We start from the raw sequence: 21,653 nt of genomic DNA, 5'->3' as shown, positions 1-21,653 counted from the left end.
TCATGGATTGGCGAAACGGCGCGAAAACACCAGACCGTGGCGCGCAGATGCATGACCTAGGCCCCCGAGGGGAGACAGCATGTGTCCAGGAGCAGACGAGAAGACACTGCGCCGCGAAGCACGCTCGAAGGGAATGTCGATGAAGGCGAAGGCCGCAGTGCTGTGGGATCACAACACACCGTGGAGTGTCGAGGAGATCGAGCTCGCAGATCCGAAAGAACGTGAAGTCCTGATCAAAGTGGTTGCCAGCGGCATGTGCCACTCCGACGATCATGCTGTGACCGGTGATCTGGCAGTCCCGCTCCCCGTGATCGGTGGCCACGAAGGCGCGGGCATAGTGGAGAAAGTCGGCCCCGGCGTGCGAGACGTCGAGGTAGGCGATCACGTCGTCCTCTCCTTCATTCCCTCGTGTGGACGCTGCCGTTGGTGCGCAGTCGGACAGAGCAACCTCTGCGACCTCGGCGCCATTCTGATGGCCGGCGCACAGGTCGACGGGACGTACCGCGCGACAGCTCGCGGGCACGACGTCGGAACCTTCTCGCTTCTGGGAACTTTCGGCAACTACACGGTAGTGCCGGAAGCGTCCGTGGTGAAGATCAACAAATGGATTCCCCTCGAGAAGGCCTGCCTCGTCGGCTGCGGAGTCACCACCGGTTGGGGATCTGCCGTCAACACCGGTGAGGTCTCGCCCGGCGACTCCGTGGTCGTCGTCGGAATCGGCGGGATCGGTGGAAGTGCAATCCAGGGGGCGAAGATCGCGGGCGCGAGGCACATCGTGGCAGTCGACATCTCGACGGACAAGAAGGCCATGGCCGAAACTCTCGGAGCGACCCACTTTGCTTCGTCGATCGACGAGGCCATGACGCTGGTCAACGAATTGACCTGGGGCGTCATGGCTGACGTCGCGATCCTGACCGTCGGGGTGGCGAGCGGCGACATGATCCAGCCAATAGTCGAGCTGATCCGCAAGGGTGGCCGCGTAGTCTTGACAGCGGTCTCACCGATGGGCGCCACTGACACACAGTTGCACCTCGCCGAAATGACCCTGTTCCAAAAACAGCTCCGCGGAAGCCTGTTCGGCGAATGCAACCCTCGCGCCGACATCCCCCGTCTACTCAACCTCTACGAAGCCGGGCTCTTGAAGCTCGACGAAATGGTCACCACCGAGTACCGCCTCGAAGACATCAACCAGGGCTACGACGACATGAAGTCGGGAAAGATCATGCGCGGAGTCATCATTCACGAACACTGATCATCGATCAGTCGCACCAGTCACGGCGTGACTGGTGCGACTGTCACGGCGTCACGATGTCGAACCACAGATCGAAGTCCTCCAGCAGCGAGATGAACGTCTCCAGTTCAGACTGATCTCCCACAGCTTTTGCCGTTCCGGCCTTGATGGATTCGGTGAGCGAAGTCGTTCCCAGATACACCTCGTTGAACACGGCACGGGTCAAGGTCAGAGTCAGCGCCGCCGAAGCATCTGCCTTGTCCGTGTCGTAATTCAGCACGCCGTTGCACACTGTGACCAGGACGTTGTCCGCAGTGTCCGACAACACGAATCGCAACGACAGGTCGACGTCGGCGGCCTTCGGGCCATCGAGGCGAACTGCCCAGAAATCCAGCATCTGTTCGAGCGGCATCACTGCGACCACGGCCGGGCCAGTGGGGTTGTTGGACGGCATCGGCGCCAGCGGATGCCGCAATTCCATCGCTCCGACCAGGTAGAAGTTGCGCCACGTACCGTTCTCGGCTTGGTAGCCGAGTTGTTCGTACGTGTCCGCCAACAACTCTCGCGCTTTCTGATTACTCGGATCGGCGAACACCAGATGGTTCACCAACTCCGCGGCCCAGCGGTAGTCTCCGTCGTCGAACGCCTGCTTGCCCTTGGTCAGAAGCGCATCGGGTCCGCCGACGGCTTCGACGTAGCGCTTGCCGTTCTCCACCGGCGGATGAGGATTGAGGTGAGCGGGAACGCCGTCGAACCAACCGAGATAGAAGGTGTAGATCGCTTTGACGTTGTGACTGAGCGAGCCGTAGTACCCGCGGTTGTACCACTGCTTTCCGATGGCGTCGGGTACCTCGATCTGGTCGGCAATCTCTACCGGTGTCAGTCCCTTGTTGGCAAGACGCAACGTCTGATCGTGCAGATACTTGTACAGGTCTGCCTGATCCGACATCAGCTTCAAGATCTTGTCGTTGTCCCACGTGGGCCAATGATGCTGCGCGAAAATGATTTCGACGTCGGGGAAAAGTTCCATAGCCAGACGAACGTAGTGCGACCAGGCCTTGGCGTCGCGAGTTTTGGCGCCGCGCAACGTGTACAGGTTGTGCATTGTGTGCGTGACGTCCTCCGCCGACCCGAGCGCCTTGAAATCGGGTAGATAGAACAACATTTCGGACGGCGCTTCGGTGCCCGGTGCGAGCATGAACGTCACGCGCACACCGTCGATGACTTCTTCGTGTACCGGCTCGGTGATGACGTCGGTCGGCACGGCGAACGTCGACGTGCCGTGCGAGGTGGACAATCCGAGACCACCGGATACCTGCCCCTGTGGACCCGGGCGCAGGAACGATCCGTACATGTACATTCCGCGACGGGTCATCGCCGCGCCGGCGAGCACGTTCTCGGAGATCGCTTCCTCCGTGAAACTGTCTGGTGCATAGACTTTTACGGCACCGGACTCGATCTCTTCGTCGGTGACAAATCCTTTGACTCCGCCGAAATGGTCGCCGTGGGAGTGTGTGAAGATAATTGCCTTGACCGGGACCTTGGGGCGGTGCTGGTAGTACAACTCCAGCGCAAGAGCGGCTGTTTCCGCGGACATCAGGGTGTCACCGATGATCAACCCGGTATCGCCCTCGATGATCGTCGTGTTCGACAAGTCCTGGCCGATCACCTGGTAGAGGCGATCGGCAAGCTTGAAGAGCCCGCCGCCCTTTCCCATCAAAGTGGCTTGGCGCCAGAGACTCGGGTTGACTGTGTCCGGCGCTTCGCCGTCGGCGAACCCGTAGGCGTCGTAGGAGAAGATGAACTGTCCTTTGTCACCCTTGACCAACCCGCCGTCGATGAGCGGCGCTACCAGACCTCGAGAAATCAGTTCGAAGTCGAATGTGTCATCGAACGGAAGATCACGGAGAACCTGGGCATTCGCAAGGCGAGTCGCTTCGGTAGCGGGCTTGGGGTCGAGTTCGGATGGTGTAGTCATCTTCTCTTACGCTCCTCGGGAACTCGCGGTGTCCTGTGTCTGGATACCGGTTCATCCTCGATCGCCACGTAGTCCTCGCGCATCACCCGGAAGGGATGATCACGTGGTTCGTCCAGCGTTCAACAGCGCAGCAACGAACTCACGCACCAACGTCCGCTCGTCGTTCTCGTCCGCACCCGGCACCATGAGCAGTGAGAGGATCACTCGCACGATCCAGCGTGCTCGTGACGCTGTGCCTGCTCCGATTTCACCGAGCATCGCGACGCCCAGTCCGTTGATGACGTCGGATGAATTGGCAAGTTCACCTGCAAGACTCGCATCACCCGGAGTGAACCATGCAGCCAACGTCGGAGTGCTGCGCACCGCGGACACTGCGGTGAGCATCGCCGTTTCGAGACGCTCGCTCGGATCATCGATGGTCGCTACCGATTCCGCGATCGCAGTTCCCAGCCTGCGCGCTTCGCGGTGAACGAATGCAATGTGAAGGGCCTGCCGATTCTCGAAGTACCGATACAGGGTGGCCCGGGAACATCCTGCAGCAGAGGCTATCTCCGCCATACCGACGGCGTTGACACCTTTCTCGACGAACAGTTGCGCCGCACTGTCGAGGATCTTCTCGGCTGCCGCCAAGGCGCGCCCCTCACCGAGCCAGTCGTTGCTCACGGCCGGGTCACCGACATGGGCGCTGTGAGAGGACGGCGCACGTAGTTGCCCGGCGCGTATTGCATCGCGTCGACGTCGATATGGAAATCTGGAATCCGGGAGAGCAACTCTTCCAACGCAACTCGAGCCTGCATCCGAGCTGCCGACGCCCCCAGACAGTGGTGGGCGCCATGACTGAAGGTGAGAATCTTCTGCGGTCGACGCAAGACGTCCAACTCCGCCGCGTCGGGTCCGTACTTTTCGGGATCACGATTGGCCGCACCGTACATCAACAAAACCTTACGTCCTGCCGGAATCACTTTGCCGCCCAAGGCCACATCCCGAGTCGTGGTGCGTGCCAGTCCTTGGACCGGTGAGGTGAGGCGAAGCAACTCGTCGACCGCGTCGGTGATCAACGCGGGATCGTCCAGCAGGATCTGACGCTGGTCGAGGCGTTCGGTCAGCATCGCCACCGAACCACCCAGCATTCCTGTTGTGGTGTCGTTTCCACCGGCCACCATGGTGAAGGCGAAGCCCAGAATCGACAGCAGGCCGGACATGTCGCCGTCTTCACCGAGTCCAGCGGCGAGTAGGTGCGAAATCGTGTCGTCACCCGGTTCGACCTTGCGGCGGTCGATCAGCGACGCGAAGTACATCATCAACTCACCGGTGGCGGCCTGCGCCGTCGTCGCTGCCGCGGCCACACCACCTGCCGAATTGGCAGCGACAATGGCCTCGGTCCAGCCGTCGAACTGGTCACGGTCCGATTCCGGCACACCCAGATAGTGTGCGACAACCATCGACGGCAACGGTTTGAAGAGCTCGACGACGATGTCGCCGCTGCCACGCGCTTTCAGCGCCTCGATACGTTCGACGACAAATTCGCGAACCATCGGCTCGACCGCCGATACCTGACGCGGAGTGAAACCCTTCGACACCATGCGCCGGAACTCCGACTGCACTGGCGGATCCTGCATCACGAACGGCGGATTGTCCTGCATCCCGATCTGCTCGAGCTCACCATAGACGGTGGTCAATCCCTTTGCCGACGAGTACGTCTCGTAATCACGAGCGGCGTTGTAGACGTCTTCGTGACGGGTGAGCACCCAGTAGTCGTCCTGCGGCGAGGCTTCCGGCACCACGTTGTGCACCGGGTCGTTCTCTCGCAATGCGTCGTACATGGCCCAGGGCGAACGCCAGGACTCCCCGGTGGAAGGAACAAACCGTGGCGAATGTGACACAGATGTTGTCATGACTCGACTATGAGACAAATTGATAGATGTGTCAACCTATCTCCATGTTCAATATCGAGTAACTCGCTTCCACGCAGAGCACTATCGTGTGTCGGGTGATCACGGACCCGAAGAACCACCCAAACAGCTCTGACACCGGACGCCGCGCCGTGGTTGCGGTCCTGCTCCCCCGCGAACATCTCCCCTTCATCAGAGACTGGTGCCTGCACCACATCGAGCAAGGCTGGGAGGTTGTTCTCTACGACAACACCGGTTCCGTCGGGTCCACCCGCAAGACAAGCGCATTCAGCCTCAACCGTTGGCACGGCCGCAGCGAGGACAAGAGAGGCAACTCTTACGGCGCCTTCACCCGATCGATGTCGGACAGTGAAGTTCAGGTCGCATTCCGCAAAGAACTGCACGACCTTCCGGTGACGATCGTCGACTGGCAACCGCGCGAGGAGGACGGTCGGATCGTGCACGGACAGGTAGAGGCCTACGTCGATTACGTGAGCCGGTACCGCGACACCGTCGCGTGGGCAGCATTCATCGACGCCGACGAATACCTCGAACACGCACCAGGATTGGACTGGGAGGCTCTACTTGCCGGAGCTACTCAGGCGGATTCACACCGTGTTGTTCTCGACGCTCTGGTCTACGAATCCAGGTGGACGCGCGACGGGCAACTGCGAGACGTCGAGGAATTGAAATGCCTTGGACTGCAAAGCCACGGCTGCAAGAACATCGTGAGGCTGTCGGAGATTCTGCGAGCGGACGTCCACTGGGGATGGAAGACAAGCGAACCGGACAGCCTGGTGCGGCCCGACCGATCCCTCTTCTACTTCCGCCATTACCGCGGTTCGGAGGCGGCACTCGACTTCACTCCGCTGCCGAACTTCGGACCCCAAATCCACGAAGAAGGTGTGGATGTTCCGGCGGCAATTGACGCATCACAGAATTGAATGTGCCTGCAAGACACAGACATTCAGGCACAGATAGACCTCCGGCCCGCGTCCACGAAGGCAATGCCTTCAGGACACGGGCCGAAAGGAGCGTAAAACTTGCAGATCAAGCCTTGGGTGCGGCGGTGCTGCCAGCGTTGCCAATTGCACCAGCGAACGTCGCGATAGCTGCGATGCCGGTGATGATGCCTGCGAGTCCCGCAAGGATCTTTGCGCCGTCAGCAAGGTTGCCTGCGGTGATCGGATCCATACTTCCAGTCTGTGCCATGTCTAGCTCCTCATCATGGTATTTACGCGGTCCGCGCGTACGGTGTGTAACGGCGCTCACAATATACGTAAGACAGCCGAAATTTGAAGCGGTGCCGTTGAGTGGGACGTAACTCACATCTCATCCAGCGGGAACCCACGAGTAACAATGCGCGATTCGGACAACGCTTCGGGAACCGTTGAATGACGAGCAGGAGAACAGCAGTGGGCAAGTTGGATGGAAAAGTGGCGCTGATCACTGGCGCAGGGCAAGGCGTCGGCCAGGGTGTTGCGTTTGCACTTGCCAAGGAAGGTGCTTCCGTCGCGGTGGCGGGCCGCACTGAGTCGAAACTCGTCGTCACATGTAACGAGATCGCCGAACGCGGAGGCCGTGCCGAACCGGTGCTCATGGATATCGCCGACGCGGATTCCATCACCGCTGCCGTGGCACGGACGGTGGAACTGTTCGGCGGCGTCGACATTCTGATCAACAACGCCAGCCTCAACCCGCTCGGCAATGTCCTCGACCTCACTCCGGAGCGCCTTGCCGACGGATTGACTTCCGGTCCCGTCGCGACGCTGCGAACCATGCAAGCCTGCTACCCGTTCATGAAGGAGCGCGGCGGCGGGGCGATCATCAACATGGTCAGTTCCGTGGCCGTCCGTTGGGACGCCGCCGGCTACGGCGGATACGCGGCCGTGAAGGAATCCGTCCGAGCCCTCAGTCGCGCAGCAGCGTGCGAATGGGGCGTCGACGGGATCCGAGTCAACGCGGTTGCTCCTCACGCGTCCTCACCCGGGCTACAGCGTTGGGCAGATGCACGCCCGGAAGAGGCTGCCGCTTTTGTTGCCGGGATTCCGCTACGGAGGATCGGGGACTGCGAAACGGACATCGGCACCGCGGTGGCTTTCCTGGTCGGCCCGGATGCCGCGTATCTGACTGGAGCAACAATTCCGCTCGACGGTGGTCAGTCGCGCTGGGGCTGAGAGCTGGCGTCGTCGAAGGCAAGCACCGCCGACTTGGCTTCGGCGATCGGGCGGCGGAAAACGAAACCGACCAGAACGGATGCCAAAACCAGCGCGGCCAGAACAATGAGCCCGACCATCCACCACATGGTTTTCAGTATGCCCGAACCGATCTCCGCCGGACGCGCGCCACGGCCGTCGGAAAGCGATCACAACCGCGAAAAGTGCTTGACACCAATCAAATTCCGTTTTGCCCGTTTCCCGAGCTTCCCGATAATCCGTGATCGAGGACACAGTTTCGGATACCGAACCGGAACGATCGCGTGACTGGAACCGCGCCTCGGTGCATCCTGTCAGGTATGGAATCCGCTGTTTCGGCCGAACTCGCCGACGGAAGCACCCTCACACACCCGTGGGGCGGGACAAGCAACATCACCGACCTCGGCGGTGATGTTCACTGGATCGACTTCGGCGGTCCCAGCGGAGCGCCGCCCATCGTGCTCGTTCACGGTCTGGGCGGCTCGCACCTGAACTGGGTGCGGGTGGCACCGACGCTGGCGGCGCGCACGCGTGTGTACGCGCTGGACCTCGCCGGATTCGGACTCACCTCTGCCCGTGGGCGGCACACCGGCGTCGACGCCAACGCAGCACTCCTGAATCGCTTTCTCGAGACAGTAGTAGGTGAACCTGCCGTCCTGTTCGGCAATTCGATGGGGGGAATGGTCTCGGCAATCTCGACCCATGCCAATCCCGAATCAGTTGCCGGCCTGGTGCTGGTGGATCCGGCGCTCCCACTGCCCGTCCAACTTCCCGATCTGACCGTCGCCGCCCAATTCGCGCTCTACTCGATGCCGTACGTCGGTGAGCAGGTTCTCGGCTTCGGACGCCGGAAGATGTCCGACCGGCAGTTGGCCGCTCAGATGACCAGATTGTGTTTTGCCGATCCGACGCGAGCAGACCCCGCGGTCCTCGACGCGGGCGCTGCCTTGACTGCGATTCGTCGCGGCGAACCCACTCAGGATGCCGAGTTCCTGCAGGCAGCACGGTCACTGTTGATGACCCTCGCCCGTCCGGCCTCTTATCGAAAGACACTGCGAGAGATCGCGACTCCGACGCTCCTGATACACGGCGATCGCGATCGGCTTGTCCCGGTCGAGGCTGCCCGGGCAGCCGCCGCCGCACATCCACACTGGACCACCATCATTCTCGGCGATACCGGCCACACCCCTCAGTTGGAGATTCCGGACGAGTTTTCACGTCATGCGCTCGCGTGGCTCGATCGCACGGGGCTGATCACGAGCTGACAAGTACCGGCACTACACCCGCGGAACGGCCTCGCCGATCGAGCAAGTGCCCCATCAACTTCGGCGTATCAAGGACGATTCGGCGATCGACTACGTCGGCAGGTCCGGCCCACCGGTAAGCGCGAACGGTCAAATACTCCAAAGCTCTCGAGCCCTGGGAATGTGTCGGGGTACGCGCGTAGCGTGAGATTCGCGCCTTCCTCGGCCAAGCATTTGCGCGACCCGTACTTGTGTATCCGTTTCGGTAAAGGAGAGTTTCAGATGCCCGCACGCACAGCGCTCGACGGAACACCCTGTTGGATCGACCTCACCAGCTCCGATACCGAGGTCGCCAAATCCTTCTACACCAACGTGTTCGGTTGGCAGACTGACACAAACGACGACCCGCAGTACGGCGGCTACGCGATCTTCAGCAAAGACGGGCAGCCCATCGCCGGGCTCGGACCTCAGCAGGAGGGAAACCCGTACGGCAACGTCTGGACCACCTACATCTCCTCGACTGATGCGGCAACGTCGGCGTCCAAGGCCGAAGCCGCGGGCGGAATGATCATGATGCCGTCGATGCAGGTCGGTCCCCAGGGCAGCATGGCGATCGTGGGCGATCCTGCCGGTGCAGTCGTCGGTATCTGGCAGGCAGATCAGCACCACGGCTTCGGTCTGGTCGGCGAGGCCGGAGCCCCGGTGTGGCACGAGACTTTGTCCAAGAACTACGCCGCGGTCCTGCCGTTCTACACCGACGTGTTCGGCTGGACTTACGAGTCCATCGGCGACAGCGACGAGTTCCGGTACTCACAGGCCAAGCAGGGCGACACCGTCGTCGCCGGTTTGATGGATGCCAGCTCGTTCCTCCCGGCAGAGGTGCCGTCGTTCTGGCAGGTTTACTTCGGGGCGGACGACACCGACGCGGCCGTCGCCAAGGTCGTCGAATTCGGCGGCAGCGTCTTGCGCGATCCCGAGGACACGCCCTTCGGCCGTCTCGCATCGGTGGCCGATCCACTCGGTGCCAAGTTCCAGATCTCCACGATCATGGAGTGAATCTCCGCGCAGAGGCCGCACCGGCCCGCGGTCTCTGCGCGCTGATCATCTGGAAAGTCCCGATTTGACCGCACGGATTTGAACACTCGCCCAGAAGGTATGCAGTTTTCTGCGTCCAACGCCTAATCTCATGGGATGCCCGCCCCCGCCCCTCTCCTCGATGTGTACTCGCAGCCGACTCTGTCGACGCTTGCGCCGTCGGTACTCGCTTCTCTCGGAGTGAGCGGCGAAGCGAACCGTCTCGATCTACAGCCCAGCCAGAAGACTGTAATTCTGCTGGTAGACGGGATGGGCGCGAACTTGCTCGCCCGCAACGCCGAACACGCACCATTCCTGAACTCACTGATCGGAACGCCCATACGGGCAGGATTCCCCACGACGACGGCCACCAGCATCGTCTCGTTGGGGACCGGGCTGCCCTCGGGGGCGCACGGAATCACCGGTTACCAGTCTTACGTCGAAGAAGCCGATTCGGTGTTCAACTGGCTGGGTTGGCACAGCGCGGGCAAGAAGGAATCTCAGACCGACTCCATCGTCCCGGAGACCCTGCAGCCGCAGGCCACGACCTTCGATCGTGCCGCGGCCGCCGGCATCACCGTCACTACCGTCGTTCCGTCCAAATTCGACGGCAGCGGCCTCACCCGGGCGGGAATGCGCGGCGCCCAGTTCGCCGGAATCCAGGCATACGGAGACCTCCTCGCTCGCACCGTGGCCGCGTCGAAATCTGCCGACCGTACGTTCACGTACTGCTACATCAGCGAGATCGATGCACTCGGCCACGTCTACGGCCCCGAGTCCGAGCCGTGGATTTTCCAACTGATGCTTGTCGATCGACTGGTCGAGCAACTCGCCGCCGCTCTCGGTCCGGACGTGAGATTGCTGGTGACGGCTGATCACGGAATGGTCGATGTGTCGGACGAGAACAAGATCGACTTCGACAACACTCCGATTCTGTCCAAAGATGTACTCGCTCTTGCCGGTGAACCTAGATGTCGTCACATCCACACCCGAGAAGGCGCTGCACAAGATGTTGCGGACCGCTGGCGCGCCGAACTGGGTGACCGCATGTGGATCGGGACGAGATCCGAGGGCATAGTCGCAGGATTGTTCGGGCCTGCAGTGCATTCCGAGTATCACGGCCGGATCGGTGATGTCATCGCCATTGCGTCCGGGGACGTGGCCGTCGTACGTCGATCTGTCGAATCGGGACTGTCCGGCCTCCGTGGACAGCACGGCGCCCTCACTCCGGACGAACTGCTGGTACCGCTCTTGTCCTCAGGACAGCAGTAGGGCCCGAGCCCGGCGAATCTCGGGAACACCGACGACCTTGCATGCGCCCAACAGGACGACTGCACCGACGGCCGCACCCGCCGACAATGAAATAACAGCAGCAAGCCTGGGCTCGGGAACTCGGTTCTGAACCGCCACCACCAAAGCGAGCGCACAACCACCTGCCAGAATTGCCGCCGCCGAAATCCTTCCGACGGTGGCCTGCACGCGACGGAATCCCAACAGCCCGTATCGCTTTCGAAGCAGGATGTGGCCGAGCGCCGCTCCGCACACGTAGGAGAACGAGCCCGCCGCACAGACGGCCAGGACCAGCGTTTCGTCACTCGCGGACAGTGACGCAAGTAGAACGAGCGCTGTTTTGGCTATCACCATCACCATGGCGATCACCGCGGGAGTTCGGGTGTTGTTGTCGGCGTAGAACACTCGAAGCTGAAGCATGACCATCGCAAAAGGCACCAGCCCGAATGCACTGACCGCAACGGCCGTCCCGATCAACCGGGCACTGCTGCCGTCGACCCGGCCGAAGAAGATCAAGGTGGTCAACGAGGGGCCGAACACCATGAGCGCCACCGTCACCGGAATCAGCGCCACCACCGAATACCGGGCTCCCCGGCCGAGATCGGATACGACGCCGACGTCGTCACCCGCAGCAACCGACCTGGCGATCCGCGGCATCAGCACCGTCAACAACGACACACCGAGAATGCCGTACGCCACTTGAAACAGCAGATCCGCGTGCGTGTACATCGAGTAGACGTGACGGGAGAGAGTGACCTTCATCGTCACCCACACACCGATCTGACCGGCGACGACGTACACAAGTACCCAACCGAGCAACGGCGCCCCGACGCGCACCGGGCGCCAGGTGTGCGGTACGACCCGCACGCGAAGGCGCCACCGAAACCCGTTGCGGTGCAGCGCTCGAGCAACGACGGCGGTTTGCGCCACGATCCCGAGCAGAGTGCCGATACCGATCACCAGGACCTGCGCGGTGGTCATCGACTCGGGAGTCAGAGCCACCGGCCCCGGGATACACAGGAAGACCGCGACCGTCACCAGAAGGACGACGTTGTTGATCACCGGCGCCCAGGCCGGCGCACCGAACACTGATCGAACACTGAGTACTGCCGTCATCATCGCCGTGACGCCGTAGAAGAAGATCTCCGGCAGAAGCAAGTACGCGAAGAGCGTCGTCAACTCTCGTTGAGCCGGATCATCGATCACGGCCGAGACCAGAGGCGGCGCGCACACCACCGCCACTACCGTCACGAGCGCAAGAGCAAGCGCTCCGACGGTGAGAACGCGCTGCGTCTGCTCTCGTTCGAGCGTCCGCCCACGACTTCGCTGCCGTGTCAGATACGGAAGCAGAACGCTGGCGAGAATCCCGCCGAGGAGGAGCTGATAGACCATGTTCGGGAAGCTGTTGGCCGCGTTGTACGCATCACTGACCAGGGCGATGCCGAGGACCGCGGCAAGGGCAAGGGTGCGGACGAAGCCGGTGATCCGGCTGACCGTGCTGGCGAGCGCCACTTGCCCGCCCATCTTCGCCAAGCTGCCGCCCGTCACACCAGTACGTTCGGACTCCCCCGCACTTTCGACCATCTGGCCAGGGTGCCACATCGCGAGGTTCGACGATCTGGACGGAAACGGAAGAGCGCCCCGAACCGTGGGGTTCGAGGCGCTCGTCACGAGAGAAGATCAGGCTGATTCCGCTCCAGCCAACGGCGGCATGACGACAACCTGGCCGGCGAAGGACAGACCCGCACCGAAGGCGAGAAGCAATGCCTTGTCGCCCGGCTTGCACTGGCCGTCGCGCAGCATCTGCTCCATGGCGAGCGGGATCGAGGCCGCGGACGTGTTGCCCGTCTCGGCGATGTCGTTGGAGACGGGGAAGCCCTCGGGCAGCTTCATGCTGCGAGCGATGACCTCGTTGATGCGCTGGTTTGCCTGGTGCGGGACAAAAGCGTCGATGTCCTCGATACCCAGCCCCGACTTCTCCAGGGTACGAGTGGCGACCTTGCCCATCTCGAAGGCAGCCCAGCGGAACACCGCGGTACCGGCCATCTTGATCCACGGCCGAGGTCCGGTCGGGTTCTTGGTGTAGTCGAGCCAGCTCGGCTCCTGAACGATGGCGTCGGACTGGCTGCCGTCCGAACCCCACTCGACCGGGCCGATTCCGACGGTATCGCTCGGGCCGACGACAACTGCGCCTGCGCCGTCACCGAAGATGAAGCGAACGCTGCGATCGGTGGGCTCGGTGGCCTCGCTCATCAACTCGACGCCGACGACGAGTACGTGATCAACCGTGCCGCCGCGAACGAGGTCGCTGGCCACGGCAAGGGCGGTACAGAAACCGGCGCAGCCTGCCGCGACGTCGAATGCAGCCGGACCCTTGATGCCGAGCTCGTGGGCGACGATGGACGCAGCCTGAGGAGTCTGCAGGTCCCACGTCGACGTCGCGATGATCACGGCGCCGATCTGCTCGGGAGCAATGCCGCTGACGTCCAGTGCTTTACGGGCCGCGCTGATCGACATCGCGAGGATGCCTTCACCCTCGCCGGAGAACCGGCGCGACTTGATACCCGATCGCGTCTGGATCCACTCGTCGGTGGAATCGATCAGCTCGCAGATCTCGTCGTTGGTCACGACTCGCTCCGGGCGGTGAACGCCGAGCCCGAGAAGGACGGACTGCCGACCTCCGGCCACACTGGCAATCGGCTTACCCATTGATCGATCTCCTCGTTGGTTTCTGGTGATGACGCGCATTCGACATCACACGTTACGTACAGGACATAAGCCCCTGCCTCTCAGGTCACCGTTCGATCACGGCAACAACATGAGGCTGGCTCACATTACGCTTCGGTCAGGTATGTAGTCCAGATCCACGATCAGGCGCGTAAATGAGCTAGAACTGCCAAAACACGACGATGCCCGCTTTCGGAAGCCGACAGGCCAAGTTTTGCGAAGATATTTCCTATGTGCTTGCTCACAGCAGTGTCGCTCACGACCAGTTTCCTGGCGATTTCCTGATTTCCCAGCCCCTCCGCCATCAGTCCGAGAACCTCGGACTCGCGTGGGGTCAGTGATCTGATCGGATCGTCGGCGCGTCGACGGCTCATCAGTTGGGATACAACCTCTGGATCCATCACGGTTCCGCCGTCGACGACCCGGTTCAATGCGTCGACGAACTCGGCTACCTTGCCGACCCGTTCCTTGAGCAGGTACCCGACCCCGCCGGCGCCTCCTGCCAACAATTCACCGGCGTAGCGATCCTCGACGTACGCGGAAAGGACCAGGACGGGAAAGCCCGGGCGAAGCTTGCGCACCTCGATCGCCGCTCGAAGCCCCTCGTTGGTGAAAGTAGGAGGCATCCGGACGTCGAGCACCGCGGCGTCGGGGGCGGTCTCCTCGAACACCGTGAGGAACTGTGCGGCGTCGGAGACGGCAGACACCTCGAAGCCCTCTCCGCGGAGCAGCAGTGCCAGCCCCTCTCGCAGGAGAGCGTCGTCCTCGGCAATCAGAATCCGCACGGTAGTTCCACCCTCATCGTTGTCGGTCCACCCTCCGGGCTCTCCAATACTGCGGTTCCTTCGAAAGCCTCGACCCGGCGTCGGATACCCGCCACGCCGCCGCCCGGGCGTTCGTTCGCGCCGCCCTGACCATCGTCGATCACGTCGATGAGCATCGTCTCACCCAACGAGTCGTCCGACGTCTCCGTCCGTGCCGTGACGGTGACGCTGCGCGCTCCGCTGTGTTTTGCGACGTTGGTCAAGGCCTCGGCGACGACGAAGTACGCAGCAGCCTCGACGGCAGCCGGGGCACGGCGGAGTTCTTCGATCTCGAGTACGCAGGGCACGGCGGAGCGCCCGGCGAGCGCGGAGATCGCGCCCTCGAGACCCAACTCGTCGAGGATCGGCGGGTAGATGTCGTGCACCAATGTCCGGAGTTCGCTCAACGCCTCGGTGGCCGCATCCTGGGCCCGATGCAGTTGTGGCAGAGCCTGGTCCGGATTGTTCTGCAACGACCGCTCGGCCATCCCCAACATCATCACCACCGCGACCAGACGGTTCTGCGCGCCGTCGTGCAGATCCCGCTCGATGCGCTTGAGTTCGGCCGAATGTGCGTCGAGCGCCGCAGCGCGGCTGGCCGTCAGGGCGGTGACGCGCTTCGAGAGGTCCGAACGCGTGTCCGGCGCAAGCAAAGTCGTGGTCGACCAGCTGATCCACTTCGCCATCGCGGGGACCAACCACCACGCGATCAGGAGGTACAGGATGCCGATCAACGGCATTCCGGCAGCGCCCAACCACGACGTCACGGGGTACGGATTGTTGACGGGTTCACCGGCGGGCATCTGCTGCCAGTACAGCGGGACGGCAATCGAATTGAGTGCACCGAGTGGCAGAGCAATGGTCAGCATCGCCGCGACGAAAGCCCCCAGACCATGAATCGACAGCCAGGCCGCGTCGCGCCTGGTCGACTGATCGGTGAGGAACCGGCGCCAATCCCCGAAGGTCGGATTGCCGGGCATCGGTGGGTATCGCTGCAGAACAGGGCGTCCGGTGTACGCAGCCGTTCTCTTGCGGGCCAGACCCGCCCACCACCGGAGCACCCGCACGTACGACGGCAACAGCAACCAGCCGACGATCAGAATCGAGAGCGACAGCAGAATGAGACCGACCATCAGCAAGAACAGGGAGACCACGGCTGCCGCACCCTCGACGAGCACGTACACCGCAGCCCTGGTTCTCTTCTTCACTGCCCCAGCATGCCGCACCTGATGCCGCGATCCACTACAGCTGGCTACACCATTGATTCGGGACCCTGCTGGATGTCGACGAATGCCGAATCTCCATAGCGTTCATCCCATGAAGAATCGACACTCGGTCCTCGCCCCGCCGGCCCCTGGTGCCACGGCCGCCCGAACATCCGCCGTGCGACTCGAAGGCGTCAGCAAGATCTACGGCAACGGCCGCGGCGCCGTGACCGCCCTCGACAACATCAGCCTCACCTTGCCGCGCAGCACCTTCACCGCCGTGATGGGCCCGTCCGGATCGGGCAAGAGCACTTTCCTGCACTGCGCCGCAGGGCTCGATCGACCGAGCAGCGGATCGGTGTGGCTGGGCGACACCGAGATCTCACAGCTGAAGCCGAAGGCCCGCAGCATCTTCCGTCGCGATCACATCGGTTTCGTCTTCCAGGCCTACAACCTGCTCGGCGCTCTCGACGTCGAGCAGAACGTCACGCTCCCCCTACTCCTCGCCGGACGACGAGCCGACAAGCAGTACCTGACCTTCGTCCTCGAATCCGTCGGACTCGGATCGCACCGCAAGCGCAAACCCTCCGAACTGTCCGGCGGTCAGCAGCAACGCGTCGCCATCGCGCGCGCCCTCGTCACTCACCCCGACGCACTCTTTGCCGACGAGCCGACCGGCGCCCTCGACTCCCGCAGCGCCAAGCAGGTTCTGGAGTTGTTGCGCCGGACAGCCGCCGAGTTCGATCAGACCATCGTCATGGTCACGCACGACCCGGTGGCCGCGTCGTACGCCGATCGTGTGCTGTTCCTCGCCGACGGGAAACTGGTCGGGCACATCGACCGCCCGACGCCGCAGCAGATTGCCGAGCGCATGACACACCTCGGGGACTGGTGATGATGAAAGCGCACACCTTTGCGCACCTGAAAGCGCATCGCTCCGGTTTCGTCGCCGTGTTCGTCTCCGTATTCTGCGCAGCGCTCCTCACCTGCGGTCTGGGTGTGCTGCTGGAATCGGGAGTGCGAGGCGGAGTCTCACCACATCTCTACGCCGGTGCCGACGCCGTCGTGAGTGCACCACAGGCGCTCGAGGTCAAGGAAGACGCCGATCAGCCTTTTGCCGAGCGCGTTCTCCTCGACGGCGATACCGTCCGCAAGCTCGATGCCCTCGATGTCACGGTGATTCCCGACATCTCCGTCCCCGTCAGCACCGCCGAGGGCGTCGTACTCGACGCACATCCTTGGAACACAGCACAACTGGCGCCGTACTCGCTCACCGAGGGGCGCGCTCCGCAGAGCCGAGACGAGGTGGTCTCGACCACGGGCGCCGCTCTCGGCGAGCAAATCACGCTGGCTCACGGCGCGATAGCCGACGAGTACACCGTCGTCGGCACAGCTGATTCGGCTTCGGTGCCGTCACCCGACCGTCCGGCACTCGTCTTCCTCGACGACGCAGAGGCCGAACGGTTGTGGCCGCACCAGAACGCTGTCACCGCAGTCGGATTGATCGCTCCCGCAGGCGTGGATGCTGCCGCTCTCGCCCGCGATGCACTCGCCGGAACCGGCGCGGAGGTCTCGACCGGCACTGCGCGCGGAGGCATCGAATTCCTCGACGCCGGTGCTGCGCGGACCCAGTTGATCGTGCTCTGCGCGTCGTTTGCCGGTCTCGCGTTGATGGTCAGTATGTTCGTAGTTTCCAGCACGCTGTCGCTCTCGATCAACGCCAGACGCCGAGAGTTCGCTCTGCTGCGGGCAATCGGGGCCACCACGCGACAAGTCCACGTCATGATCGGACGTGAAGTGCTGCTCGTTGCTGCTGCGGCGGCAGCTCTCGGCGCGGTGCCCGGATACCTGCTCGCCCGAGTGCTGGGTGCACAGTTTGCCGACGCCGGGGTCATGCCCACCGATTTCGCGCTGGCCTACAGCCCGCTTCCGGCGATCGCGGCATTCCTGATCTGCGTACTCACTGCCCGCGCGGCAGCGGCGATCGCGGCACGACGACCGGCGAAGCTCGACCCCGTCGAAGCGCTTCGCGAATCCGAAAGCGGCCCGGCGAAACTGAGCCGCGGACGCATCGTCACCGGGCTGATCTTCGGCGCCGCCGGCCTCAGCGCGTGCGTGCTCCCCGCTTTCCTGCCCGGCAGCGTGGCAGCCGCTGGAGCCGGTTCGAGCGCACTGTTGTTGATCTTCTCGGTCGCGCTGCTCGGCCCCTTGTTGGTGCGCGGCATCATCAAGGTGATCGGCGGTCCACTGCGCCGTAGTGGGTCGGCGTCCAAAGTTCTCGCTGCCGCCAACGCCGAATCCAATTCGAGACGGCTCTCGTCGGCGGTTGTTCCGTTGGCTCTCGCAATCGCACTGGGCTCGGTGCAGTTCTTCAGCCAGAGCACCGTCGCCGCCGAGGCGACCAACCAGTCGATCAAGGGCGTCACCGCCGACCTGATCGTCGGCGCGCCGGCCGGTATCGCTCCCTCGCTCCTCGACTCGATCGCATCGGTGCCCGGAGTGAGTGCGGCAAACCCGGTGGTCCGCAGTCAAGTCCTGCCGGTACCCAGCGGTGAGGAAGGCGGCTCAGCCGAGAGCGCGATCGCTGCCCAGGGCATCGACGCCGCCGGCGCCGACGCGACCCTCGATCTCGCGGTGACCGAGGGCGACCTGAGCGCTCTGACCGGCGATACCGTTGCCGTGAGCGAAGACGGCGCCTTCACACTCGGAGCCAAGGTAGGTCAGCGCGTCGACCTCTATCTAGGGGACGGCACACTGGTGCATCCGATGGTCGTCGCAAAATATGGTCGCGGCCTCGGATTCGGGGACGTGACCATGCCGATCGAGACTTTGCGTCAGCACTCCACCGACGCTCTGATCGACACCGTTCTAATTGCTGCCGAACCCGGACGGTCGGCCGAAGTCCAGCAGTCGTTGCGTTCGTTCCCCTCGATCGCCGCGATGAACCAGGACCAGTTCGGGGCCGCGGGCGAAGATCAGCGTCGAATGCAGTCGTGGGTCAGCATCCTCGCCGTACTCGTCCTGCTCGGCTATCTCGCAGTCGCCGTCGTGAACACCCTGGTCGCCGCCACTGCCGAGCGTTCCCGCGAGTTCGCGCTCCTTCAACTGGTGGGCTCGCGGACGAGGCAGGTCCGAGCGATGATGCGCATCGAGTCGTTGATGGTGGTGGGAATCGCCGTCGTGGTCGGATCACTGATCGCCCTGCCGCCTCTGATGGGCATCGCCGTAGCGGTGTCCGGGCAGCCGATCCCGGCGATTTCACCGGCGATCTACGGTTCCATCGTCGCCGTGACCGCTGTTCTGGGATTTGTCTCCATCGCGGTCCCGACGCGCGCCGCCCTACGCAAGAACCCGATGGACGGAGTGCGTAACCACTGAGTGGCACTACCGTCGTCATCTATGGATGCGGCGGCCTGGGACAAGAAGTACGAAGAAACCGAGCTCGTCTGGGGCGCTCCTCCCAACGAACTGCTGGTGGAATACGCGACGGCCCTCCCCCACGGCCAGGCACTGGACCTGGCGTGCGGCGAGGGCCGTAACGCGTTGTGGCTCGCGACCCGCGGTTGGGAGGTCACCGGCATCGACTACTCGGCCGTCGCGATCGAGAAAGCCCGCACGATCGCGGCCCGCTCACCCCGATCGGTTCTCGACCGGCTCGACTACCGATGCGGCGACGTCACCGTCGCGGATTACGCCTCCAGGAACGGGCAGGGATACGACTTGGCCCTGCTTCTTTACCTTCATCTACCCGCACCACAACGGACCCTGGTTGTGAACCGTGCCATAAATTCTCTGAAACCTGATGGAATCCTCATGATTTTGGGGCACGACCGAAGCAACATCGACTACGGCGTCGGCGGACCGAAAGATCCCGAAATCCTTTACACACCAGAAGAATTGATGCAGGAATTCCAAGGAAGGCTCGAGTTCGAGATCGCCGGAAATCCGCACAGACACACCGAAACGGGAATCGCGGTCGACGCGCTTGTCATCGGACGCAAATCCGGTGTTGGCAATGCAAAGAACGGCTAGTAACATGTATTAAGTTACCGACGAGTAATAAACTTCGGGCGGTACTAGGAGTGCTGGACCGCACCACCTCACTGGGAGAAGCAGAAGACATGGGCCATTACAAGAGCAACGTTCGGGACCTGGAGTTCAACCTCTTCGAGGTTCTCGGACTGGAGAAGCCACTGAGCGAAGGCGCTTGGGGCGACCTGGATGCCGACACTGTCCGCAACATGCTGGCAGAGGTCGCACGCCTGGCCGAGGGACCGCTTGGCGAATCTTTCGCCGACGCGGACCGCAACCCCCCTGTCTTCGATCCCGAGACGCACACCGTTGCACTTCCGGAATCCTTCAAGAAGTCGTTCAAGGCTCTGTGGGATGCCGAGTGGTACCGCATGGGACTGAGCGAAGAGGTCGGCGGCGTGCCGGTTCCCCGCTCCGTCGTGTGGGCCATCGGTGAGCTGATCCTGGGCGCACAGCCTGCAGCGCACATGTACCAGGCCGGACCCGCTTTCGCGGACGTGCTGTTCAACAACGGCACCGAAGAGCAGAAGAAGTGGGCAGCCACCATCGTCGAACGCGGATGGGGCGCCACGATGGTCCTCACCGAGCCCGACGCCGGCTCCGACGTCGGTGCCGGACGCACCAAGGCGATCAAGCAGGACGACGGCTCCTGGCACATCGAGGGCGTCAAGCGCTTCATCACCTCGGCCGACTCGGACGACCTGTTCGAGAACATCTTCCACCTCGTTCTCGCTCGCCCCGAAGGCGCCGGACCCGGCACCAAGGGCCTGAGCCTGTTCTTCGTCCCGAAGACGCACTTCAACTTCGAGACCGAAGAGTTCGGCGAGCGTAACGGCGTCTTCGTCACCAACGTCGAACACAAGATGGGCCTGAAGGTCTCCGCCACATGTGAGGTCACCTTCGGCGGCCACGGCATCCCCGCACAGGGCTGGCTGGTCGGCGAGGTCCACAACGGCATCGCCCAGATGTTCGACGTCATCGAGCACGCTCGAATGATGGTCGGCACCAAGGCAATCGCCACCCTCTCCACCGGTTACCTCAACGCTCTCGATTACGCCAAGCAGCGTGTTCAGGGTGCTGACCTGACCCAGATGACCAACAAGGCAGCGCCGCGCGTGACCATCACGCACCACCCCGACGTGCGTCGCAGCCTGGCAATGCAGAAGGCATACGCCGAAGGCCTGCGCGCGGTGTACCTCTACACCGCAGCACACCAGGACGAGGTTGTCGCCCAGCTCGTCTCGGGCGCAGACAAGGACACCGCGTTCCGCGTCAACGACCTGCTGCTCCCGATCGTCAAGGGCGTCGGCTCCGAGCGTGCGTACCAGTACCTGACGGACAGCCTGCAGACCCTCGGTGGCTCCGGCTTCCTGCAGGACTACCCGATCGAGCAGTACATCCGCGATTCCAAGATCGACTCGCTGTACGAAGGCACCACGGCCATCCAGGCTCAGGACTTCTTCTTCCGCAAGATCGCTCGTGACCGCGGCGTCGCGCTCGCTCACGTTGCCGGACAGATCAAGACCTTCATCGACAGCGAAGCCGGCAACGGTCGCCTGAAGGCGGAGCGCGCACTGCTCGCCACCGCACTCGAAGACGTCCAGGCCATGGCTGCCACGCTCACCGGCTTCCTCATGGGAGCTCAGGAGCAGCCCACCGAGCTGTACAAGGTCGGCCTCGGCTCCGTCCGCTTCCTGATGTCCGTCGGCGACCTGCTCATCGGCTGGCAGCTCCTCCGCCAGTCCGAGATCGCTCTCGCAGCACTCGACAACGGCGCTTCCGACAAGGACAAGGGCTTCTACGAGGGCAAGGTCGCCATCGCGTCCTTCTTCACCAAGAACGTCCTGCCCGAGCTCACCGCTTCACGCGAGATCATCGCGAACACCGAGAACGACATCATGGAGATCGACGAAGCAGCATTCTGATTCGTTCCTGATTCATGAAAAGTGCCGGTCCCGAGAATGTTTCGGGACCGGCATTTT

19 protein-coding genes are annotated in these 21,653 nt (G+C 62.8%); 10 read left to right on the top strand and 9 right to left on the bottom strand.

The features are described 5' to 3' along the window. The first annotated feature begins 139 nt into the window (after positions 1 to 139). Positions 140 to 1,252, top strand: a complete 1,113-nt coding sequence (locus tag RA302_RS05560) for an NDMA-dependent alcohol dehydrogenase (protein WP_166502921.1) — start codon at positions 140 to 142, stop codon at positions 1,250 to 1,252. A 43-nt stretch (positions 1,253 to 1,295) separates the two neighbouring features. On the opposite strand, the gene RA302_RS05555 is transcribed toward RA302_RS05560, so the two are convergent. The 3 genes from RA302_RS05555 to RA302_RS05545 form a co-directional block, all read right to left on the bottom strand. Then, entirely contained in the window at positions 1,296 to 3,209 is a 1,914-nt protein-coding gene (locus tag RA302_RS05555) for an alkyl sulfatase dimerization domain-containing protein (RefSeq protein WP_166501915.1), read from the bottom strand. A gap of 99 nt (positions 3,210 to 3,308) precedes the next feature. After that, complete coding sequence (locus RA302_RS05550) at positions 3,309 to 3,872, bottom strand: TetR/AcrR family transcriptional regulator (RefSeq protein WP_019747163.1); 564 nt, start codon at positions 3,870 to 3,872, stop codon at positions 3,309 to 3,311. Further along, positions 3,869 to 5,104, bottom strand: coding sequence for a cytochrome P450 (locus tag RA302_RS05545; protein ID WP_166501914.1), 1,236 nt, complete (start codon positions 5,102 to 5,104; stop codon positions 3,869 to 3,871). The genes RA302_RS05550 and RA302_RS05545 overlap by 4 nt, the downstream gene beginning before the upstream one ends. 95 nt (positions 5,105 to 5,199) lie before the next feature. Between RA302_RS05545 and RA302_RS05540 the strand changes: the two genes are divergently transcribed. Continuing rightward, a complete protein-coding gene (locus tag RA302_RS05540) occupies positions 5,200 to 6,045 on the top strand; it encodes a glycosyltransferase family 92 protein (RefSeq protein ID WP_238054139.1) in 846 nt (281 codons plus the stop codon). Positions 6,046 to 6,151: 106 nt separating this feature from the next. On the opposite strand, the gene RA302_RS05535 is transcribed toward RA302_RS05540, so the two are convergent. Next, positions 6,152 to 6,313 carry a hypothetical protein gene (locus tag RA302_RS05535; RefSeq protein WP_161120888.1) on the bottom strand — a complete coding sequence of 54 codons (162 nt, stop codon included), beginning with the start codon at positions 6,311 to 6,313 and terminating at the stop codon, positions 6,152 to 6,154. A gap of 203 nt (positions 6,314 to 6,516) precedes the next feature. On the opposite strand from RA302_RS05535, the gene RA302_RS05530 reads away from it, so the two are divergent. Beyond that, positions 6,517 to 7,278, top strand: a complete 762-nt coding sequence (locus RA302_RS05530; protein ID WP_166501913.1) for an SDR family oxidoreductase — start codon at positions 6,517 to 6,519, stop codon at positions 7,276 to 7,278. Here the strand turns inward: RA302_RS05530 and RA302_RS05525 are convergent. After that, positions 7,260 to 7,397, bottom strand: a complete 138-nt coding sequence (locus RA302_RS05525) for a hypothetical protein (protein WP_003945592.1) — start codon at positions 7,395 to 7,397, stop codon at positions 7,260 to 7,262. The genes RA302_RS05530 and RA302_RS05525 overlap by 19 nt on opposite strands. 219 nt (positions 7,398 to 7,616) lie before the next feature. Here RA302_RS05525 and RA302_RS05520 point away from each other — a divergent pair, with 219 nt between their 5' ends. From RA302_RS05520 to RA302_RS05510, 3 genes are all read left to right on the top strand, one after another. Further along, positions 7,617 to 8,561, top strand: a complete 945-nt coding sequence (locus RA302_RS05520; protein ID WP_020906444.1) for an alpha/beta hydrolase — start codon at positions 7,617 to 7,619, stop codon at positions 8,559 to 8,561. A gap of 261 nt (positions 8,562 to 8,822) precedes the next feature. Beyond that, positions 8,823 to 9,596, top strand: coding sequence for a VOC family protein (locus RA302_RS05515; RefSeq protein ID WP_019747156.1), 774 nt, complete (start codon positions 8,823 to 8,825; stop codon positions 9,594 to 9,596). A gap of 135 nt (positions 9,597 to 9,731) precedes the next feature. Then, positions 9,732 to 10,886 (top strand): nucleotide pyrophosphatase/phosphodiesterase family protein, encoded by a 1,155-nt coding sequence (locus tag RA302_RS05510; RefSeq protein ID WP_134998359.1) that lies wholly within the window; start codon positions 9,732 to 9,734, stop codon positions 10,884 to 10,886. Here RA302_RS05510 and RA302_RS05505 read toward each other — a convergent pair. The 4 genes from RA302_RS05505 to RA302_RS05490 all read right to left on the bottom strand — a co-directional run bounded on the left by RA302_RS05505 (position 10,872) and on the right by RA302_RS05490 (position 15,642). Further along, a complete protein-coding gene (locus RA302_RS05505) occupies positions 10,872 to 12,488 on the bottom strand; it encodes a lipid II flippase MurJ (RefSeq protein ID WP_225320292.1) in 1,617 nt (538 codons plus the stop codon). The genes RA302_RS05510 and RA302_RS05505 overlap by 15 nt on opposite strands. 96 nt (positions 12,489 to 12,584) lie before the next feature. After that, a complete protein-coding gene (locus tag RA302_RS05500; protein ID WP_003945837.1) occupies positions 12,585 to 13,613 on the bottom strand; it encodes a beta-ketoacyl-ACP synthase III in 1,029 nt (342 codons plus the stop codon). Positions 13,614 to 13,774: 161 nt separating this feature from the next. Further along, on the bottom strand, positions 13,775 to 14,416 hold the full coding sequence (locus tag RA302_RS05495; RefSeq protein ID WP_003945784.1) for a response regulator transcription factor: 642 nt from the start codon (positions 14,414 to 14,416) through the stop codon (positions 13,775 to 13,777). Further along, complete coding sequence (locus tag RA302_RS05490) at positions 14,404 to 15,642, bottom strand: sensor histidine kinase (protein WP_225320291.1); 1,239 nt, start codon at positions 15,640 to 15,642, stop codon at positions 14,404 to 14,406. Before RA302_RS05490 ends, RA302_RS05495 begins: the two co-directional genes overlap by 13 nt. 109 nt (positions 15,643 to 15,751) lie before the next feature. On the opposite strand from RA302_RS05490, the gene RA302_RS05485 reads away from it, so the two are divergent. The 4 genes from RA302_RS05485 (at position 15,752) to RA302_RS05470 (ending at position 21,596) form a co-directional block, all read left to right on the top strand. Continuing rightward, positions 15,752 to 16,534, top strand: a complete 783-nt coding sequence (locus RA302_RS05485) for an ABC transporter ATP-binding protein (RefSeq protein WP_019747152.1) — start codon at positions 15,752 to 15,754, stop codon at positions 16,532 to 16,534. Next, on the top strand, positions 16,534 to 19,017 hold the full coding sequence (locus tag RA302_RS05480; protein ID WP_166501911.1) for an FtsX-like permease family protein: 2,484 nt from the start codon (positions 16,534 to 16,536) through the stop codon (positions 19,015 to 19,017). Before RA302_RS05485 ends, RA302_RS05480 begins: the two co-directional genes overlap by 1 nt. A 21-nt stretch (positions 19,018 to 19,038) precedes the next feature. Beyond that, positions 19,039 to 19,671, top strand: a complete 633-nt coding sequence (locus RA302_RS05475) for a class I SAM-dependent methyltransferase (protein ID WP_019747150.1) — start codon at positions 19,039 to 19,041, stop codon at positions 19,669 to 19,671. 89 nt (positions 19,672 to 19,760) lie between these two features. Continuing rightward, entirely contained in the window at positions 19,761 to 21,596 is a 1,836-nt protein-coding gene (locus tag RA302_RS05470) for an acyl-CoA dehydrogenase (RefSeq protein WP_020906438.1), read from the top strand. Positions 21,597 to 21,653: the final 57 nt, after the last annotated feature.

It is taken from the genome of Rhodococcus sp. DN22 (assembly GCF_036669995.1).
GTDB classification, from domain to species: Bacteria; Actinomycetota; Actinomycetes; order Mycobacteriales; family Mycobacteriaceae; genus Rhodococcus_F; species Rhodococcus_F erythropolis.
The sequence above is the reverse complement of the archived record's forward strand: the minus strand, read 5'-3'. Positions and strand labels throughout refer to the sequence as shown.

Bases quoted from the DNA above. Each gene is read 5' to 3' on its own strand.
- RA302_RS05560 (WP_166502921.1), top strand. From the start codon at position 140: ATGAAGGCGAAGGCCGCAGTGCTGTGGGATCACAACACACCGTGGAGT.
- RA302_RS05555 (WP_166501915.1), bottom strand. From the start codon at position 3,209: ATGACTACACCATCCGAACTCGACCCCAAGCCCGCTACCGAAGCGACT.
- RA302_RS05545 (WP_166501914.1), bottom strand. From the start codon at position 5,104: ATGACAACATCTGTGTCACATTCGCCACGGTTTGTTCCTTCCACCGGG.
- RA302_RS05535 (WP_161120888.1), bottom strand. From the start codon at position 6,313: ATGGCACAGACTGGAAGTATGGATCCGATCACCGCAGGCAACCTTGCT.
- RA302_RS05525 (WP_003945592.1), bottom strand. From the start codon at position 7,397: ATGGTCGGGCTCATTGTTCTGGCCGCGCTGGTTTTGGCATCCGTTCTG.
- RA302_RS05520 (WP_020906444.1), top strand. From the start codon at position 7,617: ATGGAATCCGCTGTTTCGGCCGAACTCGCCGACGGAAGCACCCTCACA.
- RA302_RS05515 (WP_019747156.1), top strand. From the start codon at position 8,823: ATGCCCGCACGCACAGCGCTCGACGGAACACCCTGTTGGATCGACCTC.
- RA302_RS05510 (WP_134998359.1), top strand. From the start codon at position 9,732: ATGCCCGCCCCCGCCCCTCTCCTCGATGTGTACTCGCAGCCGACTCTG.
- RA302_RS05505 (WP_225320292.1), bottom strand. From the start codon at position 12,488: ATGGTCGAAAGTGCGGGGGAGTCCGAACGTACTGGTGTGACGGGCGGC.
- RA302_RS05500 (WP_003945837.1), bottom strand. From the start codon at position 13,613: ATGGGTAAGCCGATTGCCAGTGTGGCCGGAGGTCGGCAGTCCGTCCTT.
- RA302_RS05485 (WP_019747152.1), top strand. From the start codon at position 15,752: ATGAAGAATCGACACTCGGTCCTCGCCCCGCCGGCCCCTGGTGCCACG.
- RA302_RS05480 (WP_166501911.1), top strand. From the start codon at position 16,534: ATGATGAAAGCGCACACCTTTGCGCACCTGAAAGCGCATCGCTCCGGT.
- RA302_RS05475 (WP_019747150.1), top strand. From the start codon at position 19,039: ATGGATGCGGCGGCCTGGGACAAGAAGTACGAAGAAACCGAGCTCGTC.
- RA302_RS05470 (WP_020906438.1), top strand. From the start codon at position 19,761: ATGGGCCATTACAAGAGCAACGTTCGGGACCTGGAGTTCAACCTCTTC.